Raw genomic sequence first — 15,649 nt, 5'->3', positions numbered from 1 at the left:
CATTGTCCGCAATATGGACGCATCGCCGTACTGAAGACGGATGCGCTCACCGAGAGCGGGCGAGCGCATCGACCACGTCGAGGTCGGGCGGACGGCCCCGTCAGTGCCCGGTCGCTCCGCCGTTGTCACGGCGGTCGAGGGCGCGCTGGAGGGCGGCGGCGGCGTTCTTGCGGGCGTCGTCGCTGCCGTTGCGGGCGGCGGAGTGGCGGACACGGCGGACGGTCTCAGCGGCCATGGGAGATCGACTCCTTGAGATCAGTGGTGATCCGAGATCGGAGATCAGTGGTGATCGAAGGCGCCGGAAGGGGCGGGGAGCGCCGCCGCAGGGGTTGCCTGCACAGGGGCATCGCGCTCTCGACCGCCATTCGCTGATGGAGCGAGACGTTCGGCTCCTACAACGCTAGGACAGGCGACCGCATCTGTCTCCACAATTACTCGGACTTCCTACTATCTGAGACGGTGATCGCCTCACCGCGACTGCCGGACGGCCCGCAGCTCGCGGATCAGGGCCCGTACGGCGAGGGATCCGGCCAGCTCAGGGGTGGTGACATAGCCGACGGACCGGGTCGGACGATCCGGACCGAGATCGGTGATCTGCACCGAGGGCGGTGCTCCGACCAGGGAGAGTTCCGGCATCACGGCCATGCCGAACCCACTGCTCACCATCGAGAGCACCGCTCCGTCGTCCTCGGCCTCGACGGTCGCCGCCGGCAGCCAGTCCTGCTCCGCCCACCACTCCCTCGTGTACGAGGTGCAGTTCTCCGTCCAGTCCACGAGCGGCAGCGAGCGCGGCGCCGCGTGCCCGGCCGGGTGCACCAGCGCGTACCCCTCCTCGACCAGCACGCCGCCGACGAGCTGCGGCGGTACGGGCGAGGTAGTGCCGATCGTCGCGATGCCGAGGTCGGCCCGCCCGTCCAGGACCTCGCCGGCGGTCCCGCGCCCCACCTCCCGTACGATCCGCACCTCCGGGGCGATCTCCGGATGACGGGCGGTCAGCCGCTCCAGGGCGCGCGGCAGCAGATGCAGGGCGGCGCTGCGGAAGGCGGCGATCCGCAGCGGCCCGCCGACCACGTCCGTCTCGGCGCCCCGCACCTCCGCGCGCATCACCTCAAGGAGCCGCAGCACCCGCCGTGCATGTCCGAGGGCCCGCTCCCCCGCGGCGGTCGGGGTGGCTCCGGTGCGCCCCCGGTCGAAGAGGACCGCGCCGAGCTTGCGCTCACTGGTCCGCACGGAGTGGGAGACGGCGGACTGCGTCATGCCGAGCGCCACGGCCGCCGCCGAGAAGCCGCGCTCGCTCCCGACGGCGAGGAGGATGCGCAGTTCGTGCGGCGCAAGGTCGGTCATGGCAGCTCTCACCTCGGACTATGAGCGACTTCGATGGATCGGTGGGACCCATCGAAGCAACCTACTGCCCGCCCCGCGGATTCCTTCCTAGGGTCTCCCCCATGACGCACGACACGACGACCCACGACACGACGACCCACGACACGATGATCACCGTCCAGCAGACGGCTCGCCCCGACGGCTTCCCCACCCCCGCCCACTTCGCCTTCGTCGAAGCCCCGGTCCCGGACCCCGCGCCCGGCACCGCGCTCGTCGAGAACCTCCTCTGGTCCGTGGACCCGTACCACCGCGAGGCGATGGACGGGGACTTCCTGTGGACCCTGAACTCCCCCATGGAGGGCCGCACCCTGGGCCGGGTGGTGGACTCCCGCACCCCCGAGCTCTCCCCCGGCGATCTGGTCCAGCACCGCAAGGGCTGGCGTACGCACTCCGTCGTCCGGCAGGACGACGTGCGTCCCGTCCCGGACTTCGAGGGCGTTCCGCTCGCCGCGCACCTGAGCGTGCTCGGCGGTACGGGCCTGTCGGCGTACGTCGGCCTGACCCGGATCGCGCGACTCCAGCCGGGCGAGGACCTGTTCGTCTCGGCCGCGGCCGGCGGGGTCGGCACGGCGGCCGGCCGCTTCGCCCGGCTGCTCGGCGTCGGGCGGCTCGTCGGCAGCGCGGGCTCGGCGCGGAAGGTCGCGTACCTCACCGAACAGCTCGGTTTCGACGCGGCCTTCGACTACCACGACGGTCCGGTCTCCGACCTGCTCGCGAAGGCGGCGCCGGACGGCCTTGACGCCGTGCTCGACGGCGTGGGCGGGGACCATCTGGAGGCGTCGATCGCCGCGCTGCGCGAGTTCGGCCGGATCGCCTGGGTCGGCGCGGTCGCGCAGTACCACTCGCTCGCCGCTCCCCCGCCCGCCCCGCGCAACCTCTTCGACCTGGTGGAGAAGAGCATCCGGCTGGAGGGGTTCCTGGTCCGCAACCACGCGGACGCGCAGGCGGAGTTGTACGAGTTCGCCGTGCCGCATCTGCAGAGCGGGCGGCTGCCGCTGGACGTGACGGTCGTCGACGGCTTCGAGCACATCGTGGACGCCTTCCTCGGGATGCTGCGCGGGGAGAACACCGGGAAGATGCTGGTGGCCCGATCCAGCTAGCTGCGCCAGATAGGTTGCATTCCTATCTAGCTAGTGCTGAAATACAGTCATGGCCGCAGACCGCAGATCAAGTTGGCTCAAGGGCGTCCTCGACCTCCTCGTCCTCTCCTGCCTCACGGAGGGCGAGAGCTACGGGTACGAGATCTCCAAGGCGCTCGCCGAGGCGGGGCTCGGGGAGATCAAGGGCGGGACCCTCTATCCCGTACTGAACCGGCTGGAGGAAGCCGGTCTGGTGGAGGCCGAGTTCCGGGCCGCCGAGCGCGGTCCTGGGCGCCGCTACTACCAGCTCACCGAGCAGGGCCGGAGCCACCTCGCCACCGAGAGCGGGGCGTGGCTGACCTTCCACACCGCCGTGCAGACCATGCTGAACACCGGGGGACCACGATGAGCACCGAGCACACCGAGCGCACCGCGCCGACCACGTACTTCGACGAACTCGCCACCGCGCTGCGCGGCGCCGGCGTACCGGCGGAGCAGATCACCGCCACCGTCGCCGAACTGCGCGGACACCTGGCCGAGACGGGATCGTCGCCGGAGGAGGAGTTCGGCCCGGCCGCGGACTTCGCCGCGCAGCTGGGGCGCACCGCGCCGGTGGCGGCGGAGCCCGCCGACCGGGCGGAGACCTGGCTGTGGACCGCCGACATCTACAACGACCGGCGGCTGCTCGCCCTCCACGGCGATCAGGGCTGGGAGGTCGAAGGACTCGACACGCTCGGCCGGTTCAAGTGCCGCCGGGTGCCCGGCGCCGCCCTGCGCTGGGAGTACCGCCGCGAGCTGATCAGCGGGAAGCGGCGCGCCGAGGTGCTCGACCGGCTGACACCGGAGGGCTGGGAGATGTGCGGGGAGTGGACGGTCTTCGCCTACTTCAAGCGCCCGAAGGCGGCGAGCGAAGGGCCGGCAGCGGAGCTGGACGCGCTGCCCGAGCGGCCGGGCCGGTGGCTCTTCCTCAGCCGCAAGGGCAAGGTGCTGATGGCGGTCTGGCTACTGCTGGTCATCGGCGCGGTCGGGGTGGCCCTCGTCGACGTCTTCGACATGCCGTCCTACACGGTGGCCTTCGTCGCGCTGTTCGGTCTGACGGGCGGACTGATCGGCCTGAAGCGGGACGCGGCCAAGGGCTGCCAGGGCTGAGCCCGGACCGCCAGGGCTGAGCCCGGACCGCCAGGGCTGAGCCCCTCGCGCGGTCAGAGCACGTCGCCGTCGCGCCAGTCGAAGACGAGCGCGGCGGCGGGGTCCGGCAGCGGGCGGGCGGCCGCCGCCCGGAGGTAGGTCGAGTCCTCCTCCTCGGGCAGGTGCACGATCCCGTCGGGGCTCAGCGCCTCGATCCGCCCCTTCCAGAGCTCCCAGCCGCGCGCCCGATAGAGCGTCGCCCCGTCCTCGGAGGCGGAGAGCGCCCCGAACGCGTACGCCCCGTCGATCACCCGCTCCAGCTCGGCCGTCACGAGCCCGCCGAGCCCCTGCCGCCGCCGGTCCTGGCGGACGCCGACGGCTTCGACGTAACCGACGCGGTGCGAACGGCCGTTGTGCAGCACGCGTCGCATGATCACGCTGCCGTGGGCGGCGATGCCGTGCTCGTCCTCGATCCAGGCGTGGATGCCGCCGAGGCCGTGGTCCCAGTCCTCGTCCGAGAAGTCGCCGTCGAAGGCGGTGTCGAGCATGTCCTTGATCGAGCGGAGGCGTTCGGGCCCGAGTTCATGGGTGGCGGCGGTAGTCACGTTCACCCCTCAAGTCTCCCGCTGACCGCAGCTAACCATCAAACGATTATTGACAGGTTAGTGACGACACTGATTCACTCTCGCCATCAACCAGTCAGAGCGCGTTGAGGGGTTAGATATGATGTCTCCAGTGCAGCCGGTCCACCACCGCACCGTCACCGTCCGCGGCCACGAGATCTTCTACCGCGAGGCCGGCCCCGCGGACGCCCCCGTCCTGCTCCTGCTGCACGGCTTCCCCACCAGCTCGCACATGTTCCGCGACCTGATCCCGCTCCTCGCCGACAGGTTCCGACTGATCGCCCCCGACCATCTCGGCTTCGGCCGCAGCGCGGCTCCCTCGGCCGAGGAGTTCGACTACACCTTCGCCGAACTTGCCGCGCTCACCTTCGAGTTCACCGAAGCCCTGGGCCTCGACCGCTTCGCGCTGTACATCCAGGACTACGGTGCCCCCATCGGCCTCCGCCTGGCCCTCGCCCACCCCGAGCGCGTCACGGCGATCGTCACCCAGAACGGCAACGCGTACGAGGAGGGTCTCGGCGCCGACGCCTGGGCCCCGGTCCTCGCGCTGATCGCCGACCGCACCCCCGAGACCGAGGAGCCCGTCCGCGCGATCCGCTCCCTCGACGGCATCAGGTGGCAGTACGAGACGGGCGTCCCGGCCGAGTTCCGCGACCTCCTCAGCCCGGACGCCTGGCACCACGACGCCGCCCTGATGGCCCGGGAGGGCCAGGACGACATCCAGCTGGACCTGATCGGCGACTACGGCTCCAACTTCGCGCTCTACCCCGCCTTCCAGGAGTACTTCCGCGCGACGCGGGTCCCCCTGCTCGCCGTCTGGGGCGAGGGCGACGAGGTCTTCGTCCCGGCGGGCGCCAAAGCCTTCGGCCGCGACCTCCCCGACGCGGAGATCCACCTCCTGCCGACGGGCCACTTCGCCCTGGAGACCCACGCGCCCCGGATCGCCGAGCTGATCGGCGACTTCCTCGCGCGGCGCGTCCCCGTCAGGCCGTAGCCTTCTCCAGGTCGCGGGCCATTCGCTCCACCCAGTCGGTGAAGCCCTCTCGATGGTGGCCCTCGCCCGCGCGCAGGGCCGCGGCCTGCGCGTCCGTGAGCCGGTCAGGTCCCGGCTCGGTCAGCAGCCGGTGCAGCTCCTTCATCAGGGACATCATCCGCAGCGCGTCGAGGTGCTCGATCGCGTCGACCCCGTGCCCGGGGCCGAGAGTCGTCGAACCAGGCATGTCGTACTCCTCACCGAGCCCCCTCCCAGCAGCGTAAGCCCACCGCATGAGAACCGCCCCCGTCCTCGGTTGGGGGACCTAGGAGGGGGGCGGTGTCAGGGGGCCTCGGAGAGGCGGGGGCGTCAGCCCATGTGGGGGTAGCCGTACTCGGTCGGCGGGACCAGCGTCTCCTTGATGGCGCGGGTCAGCGTCCAGCGCATCAGGTTCTGCGGCGCGCCGGCCTTGTCGTTCGTGCCGGACGCGCGGCCGCCGCCGAAGGGCTGCTGGCCGACGACTGCGCCGGTCGACTTGTCGTTGATGTAGAAGTTGCCCGCGGCGAAGCGGAGCTTCTCCATCGTGTACGCGGCGGCGGCGCGGTCGCCCGAGATGACCGAGCCGGTCAGCGCGTAGTCCGAGACCGACTCCATCTGGGTCAGCATCTCGTCGTACGTGTCGTCCTCGTAGACGTGGATCGCGAGGATCGGGCCGAAGTACTCGGTCGTGAAGACCTCGTTCGCCGGGTCGGAGCACTCGATGACGGTCGGACGGACGAAGTAGCCCTCCGAGTCGTCGTACGTGCCGCCCGCCACGATCGTGCAGGTCTCGTCGGCCTTCGCGCGGTCGATCGCGGCCTTGTTCTTGGCGAACGAGCGCTCGTCGATCACGGCGCCGATGAAGTTCGACAGGTCGGTGACGTCACCCATCTTGATGCCGTCGACCTCGGCCGCGAACTCCTCCTTGAAGCCCGAGTTCCAGATGGAGGCCGGGACGTACGCACGCGAGGAGGCGGAGCACTTCTGGCCCTGGAACTCGAAGGAGCCGCGGGTCAGCGCGGTCTTCAGGACGGCGCGGTCGGCGCTGGGGTGCGCGACGACGAAGTCCTTGCCGCCGGTCTCGCCGACGATCCGCGGGTAGGAGCGGTACGACTCGATGTTGGTGCCGACCGTCTTCCACAGGTGCTGGAAGGTCTTGGTCGAACCGGTGAAGTGGATACCGGCCAGGTCGGGGTGGTTGAGGGCCACCTCGGAGACGGCGATGCCGTCGCCCGTCACCAGGTTGATGACGCCCTTGGGCAGACCGGCCTCCTCCAGGAGCTCCATGAGGAGCACGGCGGAGTGGGTCTGGGTCGGGGACGGCTTCCAGATCACCACGTTGCCCATGAGGGCGGGGGCGGTGGGCAGGTTGCCCGCGATGGCCGTGAAGTTGAACGGCGTGATCGCGTAGACGAAGCCCTCGAGCGGGCGGTGGTCCAGTCGGTTCCACACGCCCGGGGAGTTCGCCGGCGGCTGCTCGGCCAGGATCTGGCGGGCGTAGGCCACGTTGAAGCGCCAGAAGTCGACGAGCTCGCAGGGGGTGTCGATCTCGGCCTGCTGCGCCGTCTTGGACTGGCCCAGCATCGTGGAGGCGGCCAGCGTCTCGCGCCAGGGGCCGGCCAGCAGCTCGGCGGCGCGCAGGATGATCGCGGCGCGGTCGTCGAAGCTCATCGCGCGCCAGGCCGGGGCGGCGGCCAGTGCGGCGTCGATGGCGTCCTGGGCGTCCTGCTGCGTGGCGCCGGCGAAGGTGCCGATGACGGCCTTGTGGTTGTGCGGCTGCACGACGTCGACGCGCTCGCCGCCGCCCATGCGCTTGACGCCGTTGATCGTCATCGGGAGGTCGCGCGGGTTCTCGGCCAGCTCCTTGAGCTTGGCCTCGAGACGGGCGCGCTCGGGGGAACCGGGGGCGTAGCTGTGCACCGGCTCGTTGACCGGAGCGGGGACCTGGGTTACAGCGTCCATGAGTCTCGTAACTCCTTTTGAGGGGTGGGCTCAGCCCTTGGTGAGGATGGAGCGGACGAAGAAGAGGAGGTTGGCCGGCTTCTCCGCGAGGCGGCGCATGAAGTAGCCGTACCAGTCGGTGCCGTACGCGGTGTACACACGCATCCGGTGCCCCTCGGCGGCGAGACGGTTCTGCTCCTCGCTGCGGATGCCGTACAGCATCTGGAACTCGTACTCGTCCAGCTTGCGCCCCGCGCGGCGGGCGAGCTCCTGGCCGACGGAGATGAGGCGCGGGTCGTGGGACCCGATCATCGGGTAGCCCTCGCCCTCCATCAGGATCTTCATGATCCGGACGTAGGCCTTGTCGATCTCGGGCTTGTCCTGGATGGCGACGGACGCGGGCTCCTTGTAGGCGCCCTTCACGATCCGCACGCGGGAGCCGTTGGCGGCGAGGCGGCGGGCGTCCTCCTCGGTGCGGAAGAGGTACGCCTGGATGACGCAGCCGGTCTGCGGGAAGTCCTTCCGCAGCTCCTCGTGGATGGCGAACATCGAGTCGAGGGTGGTGTGGTCCTCGGCGTCCAGGGTGACCGTGGTGCCGATCTCGGCGGCGGCCGCGACGACCGGACGGACGTTGGCGAGGGCGAGCTCGTGGCCGCCCGGGAATGAGGCTGCGGGCCCGGAGGGCCCTCCGTTGAGGGCGGTGGTGGGCGACGGGAGGGACTGTCCGAACATCGACAGCTTCACGGACATCTCGGCGCGCTCGCCGAGGCCCAGCTCCTTGAGGCGGCCGACGAGCTCCAGGTACGCGTCACGCGCGGCGTACGACTGCTCGACGGTGGTGATGTCCTCACCGACGACGTCGAGGGTGACCTCCAGGCCGCGGCCGGTGATGTCCTCGACGATCGGGATGACGTGCTCGACCGTCTCGCCGGCGATGAACCGGTCCACGACCTGCTTGGTCCCGGGGGCGGCCGACACGAAACGGCGCATCTTGTCGCTGCGGGACGCGGCGAGGATCACGGGACCCAGCACGGGGACCTCCAGAAGGGCAGGGTGACGAAGGGTGCCTACCCGATCTTTCGTAAGGAACCGGGAACAGCACGGAGAACCACCGTGAAACCTAAGGATCGCTCCGATCCTCTGCCATCGACACCTGTCACGCATCCGTGGGCGGCATCTCAGACATATGTATGAGGGGGGTGCGAGAATGGCGCCGTGAAGGGCGATTACCAAGACCTGGTGGACGAGATCTCCGCTCTGCTCGGAGCGCCGGCGACCCTCGAGAACCGCGATTTCGGGTTGATCGCCTTCGGGGCCCACGACAGCGACGACGACGCGTCGATGGACCCGGTCCGCACCCGCTCGATCCTGACAAGGAAGTCGACGCCGGCGGTCCGCGCCTGGTTCGAGGGCTTCGGCATCACCCGGGCGACGGGCCCGGTCCGCATCCCGGCCGCCCCGGACGCGGGGGTGTTCCGGGACCGGATCTGTCTGCCCGTACGCCATCGAGGCGTCGTCCTCGGATACGTCTGGCTGCTCGACGCCGAGCCGGGCCCGACGCACGAGCAGCTGACGGCGGCCATGGAGGTCGCGGCCCGGATCGGCGGCCTCCTCGCGGACGAGGAACGGGCGGGCACGGACCTCTCCCGGGAGCTGCGGGCGGCCCTGACGGCCGAGCGCGGCTGGCAGTACGACATGGCGCTCACCGCGCTGCGGACGGCCCTCGGCGCGGACGCGGAGGGCCTGCACGCGGTGGTGTGCCTCGCCCCGTGGCCCGACGAGGACGCGCCGTCCGCACGTACGGTCCCGGGGGCGGCCGCCCTGTGCACGCTGCCGTGGATCCTCCCGTCCGTGCCGGGCGCCGCCTCGGCCACCGGTTCGGCGGGCGGCGGCGACTCCGCGCCGGGCGCCCCGCGGGCCGAGGGCGCGACGAGGGCGCTCGCCCTCCTCGTACGGCTGCGCTCGTCCGACAACCTCTCCCCGGCCGCCACCGCGGCCGGCCGGCTGCGCACCACGGCCGGTTCGGGCACAGCCGGTTCGGGTACGCCCACCGAGGCGTCCGCGGGCGCGGGCACGACGGCGGGCCCGGCCGTCGTCGCCGGCATCGCCACACCCCGCCGGGGGCTCGCGGACCTGGACGTCTCCTGGCGCGAGGCCACTGCGGCGGCCCGCACGGCGTCCGCCCAGCCGCACCGGGGCCCGCTCGCCGAGTGGGCGGCGATCGGCCCGTACCGCCTGCTCACCGCCCTCCCCCGGACCGAGCCCGACCCGGCGGTCCGCGCCCTGCTCACCCCCACGCACCGCGAACTGGCCCGCACCGCCGAGGTGTTCCTCGACAACGCGGGTCAGGCGGGCCGCACGGCGACCGCCCTCGGCATCCACCGCCAGACCCTCTACTACCGCCTCTCGCGCGTGGAACAGCTGACGGGCCTCGACCTGGACGCGGGCGAGGACCGGCTGTTGCTGCACATGGCGCTCAAGGCGGCCCGGCTCTGAGCGCAGGACCCCTCGGCCCGGTTTATAAGATCTCCCCATGACCACGGGGAGTTGGGCGGCGCCGACGTACACCGAGCAGCTGCTGTACGAAGCAGGGGCAAGCGGGGACCGGGCGGCCGTCCTGGACGCCCTCGGGCGGACCCGCCTCTACGTGCTCCTCCCGCGGCTGCACGCCGACGCGCCCGGCTACGCCCCGCCCCTCCCCAGCCGTCGTGACAAGTCCGCCCGGCGCACTGTCGTACCGGTGCTGACCGAGGGCATGCTGCCGCCGTGGCACCCGGACTGGGTGTTCAAGCAGACCACCCTCGACAAGCTCGCCGCCGCCTGGCCGCACGACAGGTGGTGGCTCTCGGTCAACCCGGACACCCCGTTCGCGGCCGCCCTGCCGGCCCGGGCCGGCGACCGGCGGGCCTGGCAGGAGGCGGGCGCGCGCGGCGGCGGTCCCGCACGGCTGCGCCTGCTCACCCACGCCGGCGAGCAGCTGCACGGCCCGGTCGCGCACGCCCTGGCGCTCGGCGCGCACCTCGCCGTGCTCAACGGCCTGGTGTGGAACCGGCTCGGCGCCCAGTACGAGGACTACGCCACCGACGTCTCCCGGCTGCGCCGTCCCTGGGCCGTCCACCACCGCGCGGACTTCCGGGACAAGGTGCGGACCCTGATCGCCACCCGACTCGTCGGCCGGGTCCCGGAGTCCGTCCTGGAGATGCGGCGCCGTCTCACCGCGCGGTTGCGCCACACGCCCACCGAAGTGCAGTGGACGTCGATGGTCACCGTCACGTTCGAGCGGAACGACGCCTCCGGCGAGGAGCTGGCCGAGGCCCTGGAGTTCGTGCGCCGGATCACCCACTACGAGGGGCGGTTCCGCGTCGACGGCCTCCTCCCGCCGGACGGGCGGGTCGACACCCTCGCCGCCTTCGACCACGGCCGCGCCGTGAACGTCGTACGGCTGGCGCTCGGCGCCCGCTACTGCGATCCCCAGGAGGCGGAGCAGTCCCTGCTCCAGATCCTCGAACCCGCCCGGCGGGCGTACAGCTCCTGGGCCGAGTTCTCGCTCGGCTACCTGCTGGCCCGGCTGATCCACTTCGACGAGGGTGACCCCGAACCGATGTACCAGGAATCCCTGACCATCCACCGCACGCTCACGCAGGACCCGTCGAGCCCCTACCGGAACATCCCGTGGTCATGAGCCCCCGCCGCCCGCCCGCTCCCCAGGGCGCCCCGTGGATCCCGCCGTCCGAGACCGAGCAGCTGCTGTACGAGGCAGGGCTGCGCGGCGACGTCGCGGGACAGATCCGTGTCCTCGCCGGGGCCGAGCTCTTCATCGGCGCCCCCAAGTCCGACGTGGACGCCCGCCCGGACAATGTCTACTGGCCACCCCAGCAGGCGGGGAAGGGCCTCCTCGTCCGGCCGGTCCTCACGCGCGGGATGCTGCCGCCCTGGCATCCGGAGTGGGTGTTCCACCTGGTCACGCTCCGATGGGTCGCCGAGTTCACCTGGCGCGACCCCCGACTGCTCCTCGCGGTCAACGGCGGCACCCCCGGTCAGCTGCTGCTGCCCACCACGCCCGAGCACCGCGCGGGGTGGCTGCGGGCGTACGCCGAGAAGGAGCGGGGTTCGGGCGACCGTTTCGTCGCCCTACGGCACGGCCCCCTGCACGGGCCGCTCGCCTTCGGTCTCGCCTGCGGCGCCCATCTGGCGTTCGGCAACGGCGTCCCGTGGAACGACGTCGGCTCGGTCTACATGGGGTACACCGACGAGCTCGACACGCTCCGCGACTCGTGGGGCGTCACCGACCGCGACGGCTGGCGCAAGGAGCTGGACGCGCTGCTCGACGGGCGCAACAGCCCGCCGGAGCCGGACTTCGCCCTCAGGATCCGCGAGGAGCTGCGGGTCGCCCGTGGCGCGGTCCCTTCGCCCGACGAGTGGCGCGAGACGGCCGCAGGGCACGCCCAGGACCTGGGCGCGAGCCCGGTGACGGTGCGGCACATCGAGGAGCTGGTGCGCCGCATCCTCAGGTACGAGGCCCGGTTCCGGGCCGACGGGCTGCTGCCGCCGGACGGACGGGTGCGGAAGACGGTCGCGTACGACTACGGCCGGGCGGTGAACCTGGCCCGCTGGGGCCTCTCGGCCCGGTTCTGCGCGCCCCCGGAGGCCGAACAGGCGATCGTCCACGCGGGGGCACTGGCCCGGTCGGCCTACGGGTCCTGGCAGGAGTACTCGACCGGGTACGCGCTGGGGCGGGTGCTGCGCTTCGACGGGGAGGAGTACGGCCCGTTCCACGAGCAGAACGTGGCCGCCCACCGCGTCCTGACGGAGCACGAGGGCAGCCCCTGGCGGAACATCCCGTGGCGTTGAGGACCTTGCGCCGAGGACCCGGCATTGAGGACCTGACGCTGAGGACGTGGCATTGAGGACCGACGCGGGCTCCGGTCCAGGCACGACAACTCCGCGCGAATCCGGTGCTATTGCTCCCCCATCAGCACCTTGAGCCCGGCCGTCAGGTCGTCCGCCGTCGGGGCCGTCTCCGGGTCCACCATCCACTGGATCATCACGCCCGTCGCGAGCGCCTGGCAGAGCAGCCCCGCCACCCGGGCCTTCTCCGGATCCGCCTCCGGGTCGAGGCCCAGGAACACCTCGGCCATGCCCAACCGGCCCTCGCGCTGCGGTTCCTTGATGGCCTCGCGGAGCTTCTCGTCGTCGTCGAGGCGGGTGACGACCTCCGTCTGGAGCTTCCAGACCGGGCGGCTGGCGTCCGCGGCCGCGATCACCTGTTCCCAGACCGTGTGGAAGCGCGCGTACGGGTCGGCCGGGAGCGTCTTCCTGTCCTCGCCGCTGCCCGCCGGGCCGACCTGGTTGCCCCACTCCTCCGTGAGCGCCAGGAACGCCTGCTGGAGCAGGGTCTCCTTGGAGCCGTAGTGGTAGCCGATGGAGGCCAGGTTGGTGCCCGAGGCGGCGACGATGTCGCGGGCCGTCGTACGGGCGTAGCCCTTCTCCAGGAGGCAGCGCTTGGCGCCTTCGAGCAGGTCTTCCTTGTGTCCCATGACAGCACTGTACCCGGCCGCTAGACAATCGTGTAAGACGATCGTCTAGCGAGCCGGGTACGGGTGCTTGGGAGCTCGGGAGCGCCCGGGATCAGACCAGGTTCACCGAACGGGCCGACGTCGCGCCGATCTCGGCCGCGATCTCCGTGAGCACCGCCGCCGGAACCGTGTCGTCCACGGTGAGCAGGACGAGCGCCTCGCCGCCCTCCTCCGCGCGCGCCACCTGCATACCCGCGATGTTCAGGCCGGCCTCGCCGAGGATCCGGCCCACCGTGCCGACGACACCCGGGCGGTCCTCGTAGCGCAGCACCACCATGTGGTCGGCGAGCGCGACGTCCATGTCGAAGTCGCCGACCGCGACGATCTTCTGGAGGTGCTTGGGGCCGGCCAGCGTGCCGGAGACCGCGACCTCCTCGCCGCTGGCGAGCGTGCCGCGCACGGTGACCACGTTGCGGAAGTCGGGGGACTCGCTGGAGGTCGTCAGACGGACCTCGACACCGCGCTCCTGCGCGAACAGCGGGGCGTTGACGTACGACACGGTCTCGTCGACCACGTCCTCGAACACGCCCTTGAGCGCGGAGAGTTCGAGCACCTTCACGTCGTGCTGGGTGATCTCGCCGTACACCTCGACGTCGAGACGCGCCGCGACCTCGCCGGCCAGCGCGGTGAAGATCCGGCCGAGCTTCTCGGCGAGCGGCAGGCCCGGCTTGACGTCCTCGGCGATGACGCCGCCCTGGACGTTGACCGCGTCCGGCACGAGCTCGCCGGCGAGCGCGAGGCGCACCGAGCGGGCGACCGCGATACCGGCCTTCTCCTGGGCCTCGTCCGTGGACGCGCCGAGGTGCGGGGTGCAGACGACCTGGTCGAGCTCGAAGAGCGGGGAGTCCGTGCAGGGCTCCTTCGCGTACACGTCGAGGCCGGCGCCGGCGACCCGGCCCTCCTTGAGGGCGGAGAACAGGGCGGCCTCGTCCACGATCCCGCCGCGCGCGGCGTTGACGATCCGGACGCTCGGCTTGACCTTGTGCAGCGCCTCGTCGCCGATGAGACCGATGGTCTCCGGGGTCTTCGGCAGGTGGACGGTGATGAAGTCGGCGACCTCCAGGAGCTCGTCCAGGGCCAGCAGCTTCACCCCCATCTGGGCGGCGCGGGCCGGCTGCACGTAGGGGTCGTACGCGACGATCTTCATGCCGAACGCGGACATGCGCTGCGCGACCAGGACGCCGATGCGGCCGAGGCCGACGACGCCGAGGGTCTTCTCGCTGAGCTCGACGCCCGTGTACTTCGAGCGCTTCCACTCGCCGTTCTTCAGCGCGGTGTTGGCCTGCGGGATGTTGCGCGCGGTGGCGACGAGCAGACCGCACGCGAGCTCGGCGGCGGTGACGATGTTGGAGGTCGGGGCGTTCACGACCATGACGCCGGCCTTGGTGGCGGCGGAGACGTCGACGTTGTCCAGGCCGACACCCGCACGGGCGACGACGCGGAGCTTGTTGGCGGCTGCGATGGCCTCGGCGTCGACCTTGGTCGCGGAGCGGACCAGGATCGCGTCCACGTCGGCGATGGCGGGGAGCAGCTCGGCGCGGTCGGCGCCGTTGCAGTGCCGGATCTCGAAGTCCGGGCCCAGTGCGTCGACGGTGGCGGGCGACAGCTCTTCAGCGATGAGTACGACGGGTTTCGAGCTCACGTGAGTCCTCACAGATCCAGTGCGGACGGCCGTCCCGACGGCCGCAGGCGGTGGAGGGGGCTTGCCGCGTGAAAGCGCACGACGCTGTGGGCCTGAACGCGAATGTTGTTGAGCAGTGTAGTGGTGCGTCGGCGCAGTTCATGCGCCTCGTTGGAAGGATCACCCGTCCGTGGTTGGACGGCCTGTCCAACGGTGTGAGTGAGGGCCGGACAGTGTGTCCGGCCCTCACCCGGAAGGCTTACGCCTCCTCGTCGTTCACCCAGCTCATGAGCTTGCGCAGCTCCTTGCCGGTGGTCTCCAGGAGGTGCTTCTCGTCCTGGGTCTTGTACTCGTTGTACTTCTTCAGACCGCCGTGGTACTCGTCCATCCAGTTCTTGGCGAAGGTGCCGTCCTGGATCTCGGTGAGGACCTTCTTCATCTCGGCCTTGGTGGCGTCGGTGATGATCCGCGGGCCGGTGACGTAGTCGCCCCACTCGGCCGTCTCGGAGACGGACCAGCGCATCTTCTCCAGGCCGCCCTCGTACATGAGGTCGACGATGAGCTTCAGCTCGTGCAGGCACTCGAAGTAGGCGATCTCCGGCTGGTAGCCGGCCTCGACCAGGGTCTCGAAGCCCGCCTTCACCAGCGCGGACGCGCCACCGCAGAGGACGGCCTGCTCACCGAACAGGTCGGTCTCGGTCTCCTCGGTGAAGGTCGTCTTGATGACGCCGGCGCGGGTGCCGCCGATGGCCTTGGCGTACGAGAGCGCCAGGGCGAAGGCGTTGCCGGTCGCGTCCTGCTCAACGGCGGCGATCGCGGGGACGCCGCGACCCTCCTCGTACTGGCGGCGGACCAGGTGGCCCGGGCCCTTCGGGGCGACGAGCGCGACGTCGACGCCGGCCGGGGGCTTGATGAAGCCGAAGCGGACGTTGAAGCCGTGCGCGAAGAACAGCGCCTTGCCGTCCTTCAGGTGCGGGGCGATGGACGCCTCGTAGACCTGGGCCTGGATCGGGTCCGGGATCAGGATCATGATGACGTCGGCCTCGGCGGCGGCCTCGGCGGGCGTCACCACGCGCAGACCCTGCTCCTCGGCCTTGGCCTTGGACTTGGAGCCCTCGTGCAGACCGACGCGGACGTCGACACCCGAGTCACGGAGCGACAGCGCGTGGGCGTGGCCCTGGCTGCCGTAACCGATCACCGCGACCTTGCGGCCCTGGATGATGGACAGGTCGGCGTCGTCGTCGTAGAACAGCTCGGCCACTGGGAATCTCCTTGATGTGCTGGTG

16 protein-coding genes are annotated in these 15,649 nt (G+C 71.1%); 7 read left to right on the top strand and 9 right to left on the bottom strand.

All coding sequences use genetic code 11. From position 1 onward, the window contains the following. Window positions 1-100: 100 nt before the first annotated feature. Together ACFV9D_RS03855 and ACFV9D_RS03850 are read right to left on the bottom strand one after the other, a co-directional pair. Window positions 101-235, bottom strand: coding sequence for a hypothetical protein (locus ACFV9D_RS03855; RefSeq protein WP_385140371.1), 135 nt, complete (start codon window positions 233-235; stop codon window positions 101-103). A gap of 233 nt (window positions 236-468) precedes the next feature. After that, entirely contained in the window at window positions 469-1,344 is an 876-nt protein-coding gene (locus tag ACFV9D_RS03850) for a LysR family transcriptional regulator (RefSeq protein WP_385140368.1), read from the bottom strand. Between the two features lie 101 nt (window positions 1,345-1,445). On the opposite strand from ACFV9D_RS03850, the gene ACFV9D_RS03845 reads away from it, so the two are divergent. The 3 genes from ACFV9D_RS03845 to ACFV9D_RS03835 are packed head-to-tail and all read left to right on the top strand — an operon-like array spanning window position 1,446 to window position 3,611. Further along, entirely contained in the window at window positions 1,446-2,483 is a 1,038-nt protein-coding gene (locus ACFV9D_RS03845; protein WP_385140366.1) for a zinc-binding dehydrogenase, read from the top strand. 49 nt (window positions 2,484-2,532) lie between these two features. Next, window positions 2,533-2,871: a PadR family transcriptional regulator gene (locus ACFV9D_RS03840; protein ID WP_385140363.1), complete on the top strand. Its 339-nt coding sequence runs from the start codon at window positions 2,533-2,535 to the stop codon at window positions 2,869-2,871. Beyond that, window positions 2,868-3,611 (top strand): hypothetical protein, encoded by a 744-nt coding sequence (locus ACFV9D_RS03835; protein ID WP_385140361.1) that lies wholly within the window; start codon window positions 2,868-2,870, stop codon window positions 3,609-3,611. The genes ACFV9D_RS03840 and ACFV9D_RS03835 overlap by 4 nt, the downstream gene beginning before the upstream one ends. A 53-nt stretch (window positions 3,612-3,664) precedes the next feature. On the opposite strand, the gene ACFV9D_RS03830 is transcribed toward ACFV9D_RS03835, so the two are convergent. Further along, window positions 3,665-4,201: a GNAT family N-acetyltransferase gene (locus ACFV9D_RS03830; RefSeq protein WP_385140358.1), complete on the bottom strand. Its 537-nt coding sequence runs from the start codon at window positions 4,199-4,201 to the stop codon at window positions 3,665-3,667. Window positions 4,202-4,316: 115 nt separating this feature from the next. Between ACFV9D_RS03830 and ACFV9D_RS03825 the strand changes: the two genes are divergently transcribed. Then, window positions 4,317-5,207: an alpha/beta fold hydrolase gene (locus ACFV9D_RS03825; protein WP_385140464.1), complete on the top strand. Its 891-nt coding sequence runs from the start codon at window positions 4,317-4,319 to the stop codon at window positions 5,205-5,207. On the opposite strand, the gene ACFV9D_RS03820 is transcribed toward ACFV9D_RS03825, so the two are convergent. The 3 genes from ACFV9D_RS03820 to ACFV9D_RS03810 all read right to left on the bottom strand — a co-directional run bounded on the left by ACFV9D_RS03820 (window position 5,197) and on the right by ACFV9D_RS03810 (window position 8,198). Continuing rightward, the gene (locus tag ACFV9D_RS03820; protein WP_385140355.1) at window positions 5,197-5,433 is read right to left on the bottom strand and encodes a hypothetical protein; all 237 of its coding nucleotides are present in this window, start codon (window positions 5,431-5,433) and stop codon (window positions 5,197-5,199) included. The two genes, ACFV9D_RS03825 and ACFV9D_RS03820, sit on opposite strands and share 11 nt — an antisense overlap. A 122-nt stretch (window positions 5,434-5,555) precedes the next feature. Continuing rightward, window positions 5,556-7,187 (bottom strand): L-glutamate gamma-semialdehyde dehydrogenase, encoded by a 1,632-nt coding sequence (gene pruA / locus ACFV9D_RS03815; protein WP_385140352.1) that lies wholly within the window; start codon window positions 7,185-7,187, stop codon window positions 5,556-5,558. Between the two features lie 30 nt (window positions 7,188-7,217). Beyond that, window positions 7,218-8,198, bottom strand: coding sequence for a proline dehydrogenase family protein (locus ACFV9D_RS03810; protein ID WP_385140349.1), 981 nt, complete (start codon window positions 8,196-8,198; stop codon window positions 7,218-7,220). 183 nt (window positions 8,199-8,381) lie between these two features. Here ACFV9D_RS03810 and ACFV9D_RS03805 point away from each other — a divergent pair, with 183 nt between their 5' ends. Genes ACFV9D_RS03805 through ACFV9D_RS03795 form a run of 3 tightly spaced genes read left to right on the top strand, consistent with a single transcriptional unit; the run spans window position 8,382 to window position 12,017 of the window. Beyond that, on the top strand, window positions 8,382-9,662 hold the full coding sequence (locus ACFV9D_RS03805) for a PucR family transcriptional regulator (RefSeq protein WP_385140346.1): 1,281 nt from the start codon (window positions 8,382-8,384) through the stop codon (window positions 9,660-9,662). Between the two features lie 37 nt (window positions 9,663-9,699). Then, window positions 9,700-10,848: a DUF1266 domain-containing protein gene (locus ACFV9D_RS03800; protein ID WP_385140344.1), complete on the top strand. Its 1,149-nt coding sequence runs from the start codon at window positions 9,700-9,702 to the stop codon at window positions 10,846-10,848. Continuing rightward, on the top strand, window positions 10,845-12,017 hold the full coding sequence (locus tag ACFV9D_RS03795; RefSeq protein WP_385140341.1) for a DUF1266 domain-containing protein: 1,173 nt from the start codon (window positions 10,845-10,847) through the stop codon (window positions 12,015-12,017). Before ACFV9D_RS03800 ends, ACFV9D_RS03795 begins: the two co-directional genes overlap by 4 nt. A gap of 107 nt (window positions 12,018-12,124) precedes the next feature. Here the strand turns inward: ACFV9D_RS03795 and ACFV9D_RS03790 are convergent, their stop codons facing one another. The 3 genes from ACFV9D_RS03790 to ilvC form a co-directional block, all read right to left on the bottom strand. Continuing rightward, window positions 12,125-12,703, bottom strand: a complete 579-nt coding sequence (locus ACFV9D_RS03790; RefSeq protein WP_385140338.1) for a TetR/AcrR family transcriptional regulator — start codon at window positions 12,701-12,703, stop codon at window positions 12,125-12,127. Window positions 12,704-12,794: 91 nt separating this feature from the next. After that, on the bottom strand, window positions 12,795-14,384 hold the full coding sequence (gene serA, locus ACFV9D_RS03785; RefSeq protein WP_385140335.1) for a phosphoglycerate dehydrogenase: 1,590 nt from the start codon (window positions 14,382-14,384) through the stop codon (window positions 12,795-12,797). Window positions 14,385-14,622: 238 nt separating this feature from the next. After that, a complete protein-coding gene (ilvC, locus tag ACFV9D_RS03780; protein ID WP_385140332.1) occupies window positions 14,623-15,624 on the bottom strand; it encodes a ketol-acid reductoisomerase in 1,002 nt (333 codons plus the stop codon). Window positions 15,625-15,649 lie beyond the last annotated feature (25 nt).

Origin of the sequence: Streptomyces sp. NPDC059875 (genome assembly GCF_042731085.1) — a bacterium.
GTDB lineage: Bacteria > Actinomycetota > Actinomycetes > Streptomycetales > Streptomycetaceae > Streptomyces.
This window is presented reverse-complemented; position numbering and strand designations above follow the sequence as displayed.

Bases quoted from the DNA above. Each gene is read 5' to 3' on its own strand.
- pruA (WP_385140352.1), bottom strand. From the start codon at position 7,187: ATGGACGCTGTAACCCAGGTCCCCGCTCCGGTCAACGAGCCGGTGCAC.
- ACFV9D_RS03850 (WP_385140368.1), bottom strand. From the start codon at position 1,344: ATGACCGACCTTGCGCCGCACGAACTGCGCATCCTCCTCGCCGTCGGG.
- ACFV9D_RS03855 (WP_385140371.1), bottom strand. From the start codon at position 235: ATGGCCGCTGAGACCGTCCGCCGTGTCCGCCACTCCGCCGCCCGCAAC.
- ACFV9D_RS03845 (WP_385140366.1), top strand. From the start codon at position 1,446: ATGACGCACGACACGACGACCCACGACACGACGACCCACGACACGATG.
- ACFV9D_RS03820 (WP_385140355.1), bottom strand. From the start codon at position 5,433: ATGCCTGGTTCGACGACTCTCGGCCCCGGGCACGGGGTCGACGCGATC.
- ACFV9D_RS03840 (WP_385140363.1), top strand. From the start codon at position 2,533: ATGGCCGCAGACCGCAGATCAAGTTGGCTCAAGGGCGTCCTCGACCTC.
- ACFV9D_RS03825 (WP_385140464.1), top strand. From the start codon at position 4,317: ATGTCTCCAGTGCAGCCGGTCCACCACCGCACCGTCACCGTCCGCGGC.
- ACFV9D_RS03795 (WP_385140341.1), top strand. From the start codon at position 10,845: ATGAGCCCCCGCCGCCCGCCCGCTCCCCAGGGCGCCCCGTGGATCCCG.
- ACFV9D_RS03800 (WP_385140344.1), top strand. From the start codon at position 9,700: ATGACCACGGGGAGTTGGGCGGCGCCGACGTACACCGAGCAGCTGCTG.
- ACFV9D_RS03835 (WP_385140361.1), top strand. From the start codon at position 2,868: ATGAGCACCGAGCACACCGAGCGCACCGCGCCGACCACGTACTTCGAC.
- ACFV9D_RS03790 (WP_385140338.1), bottom strand. From the start codon at position 12,703: ATGGGACACAAGGAAGACCTGCTCGAAGGCGCCAAGCGCTGCCTCCTG.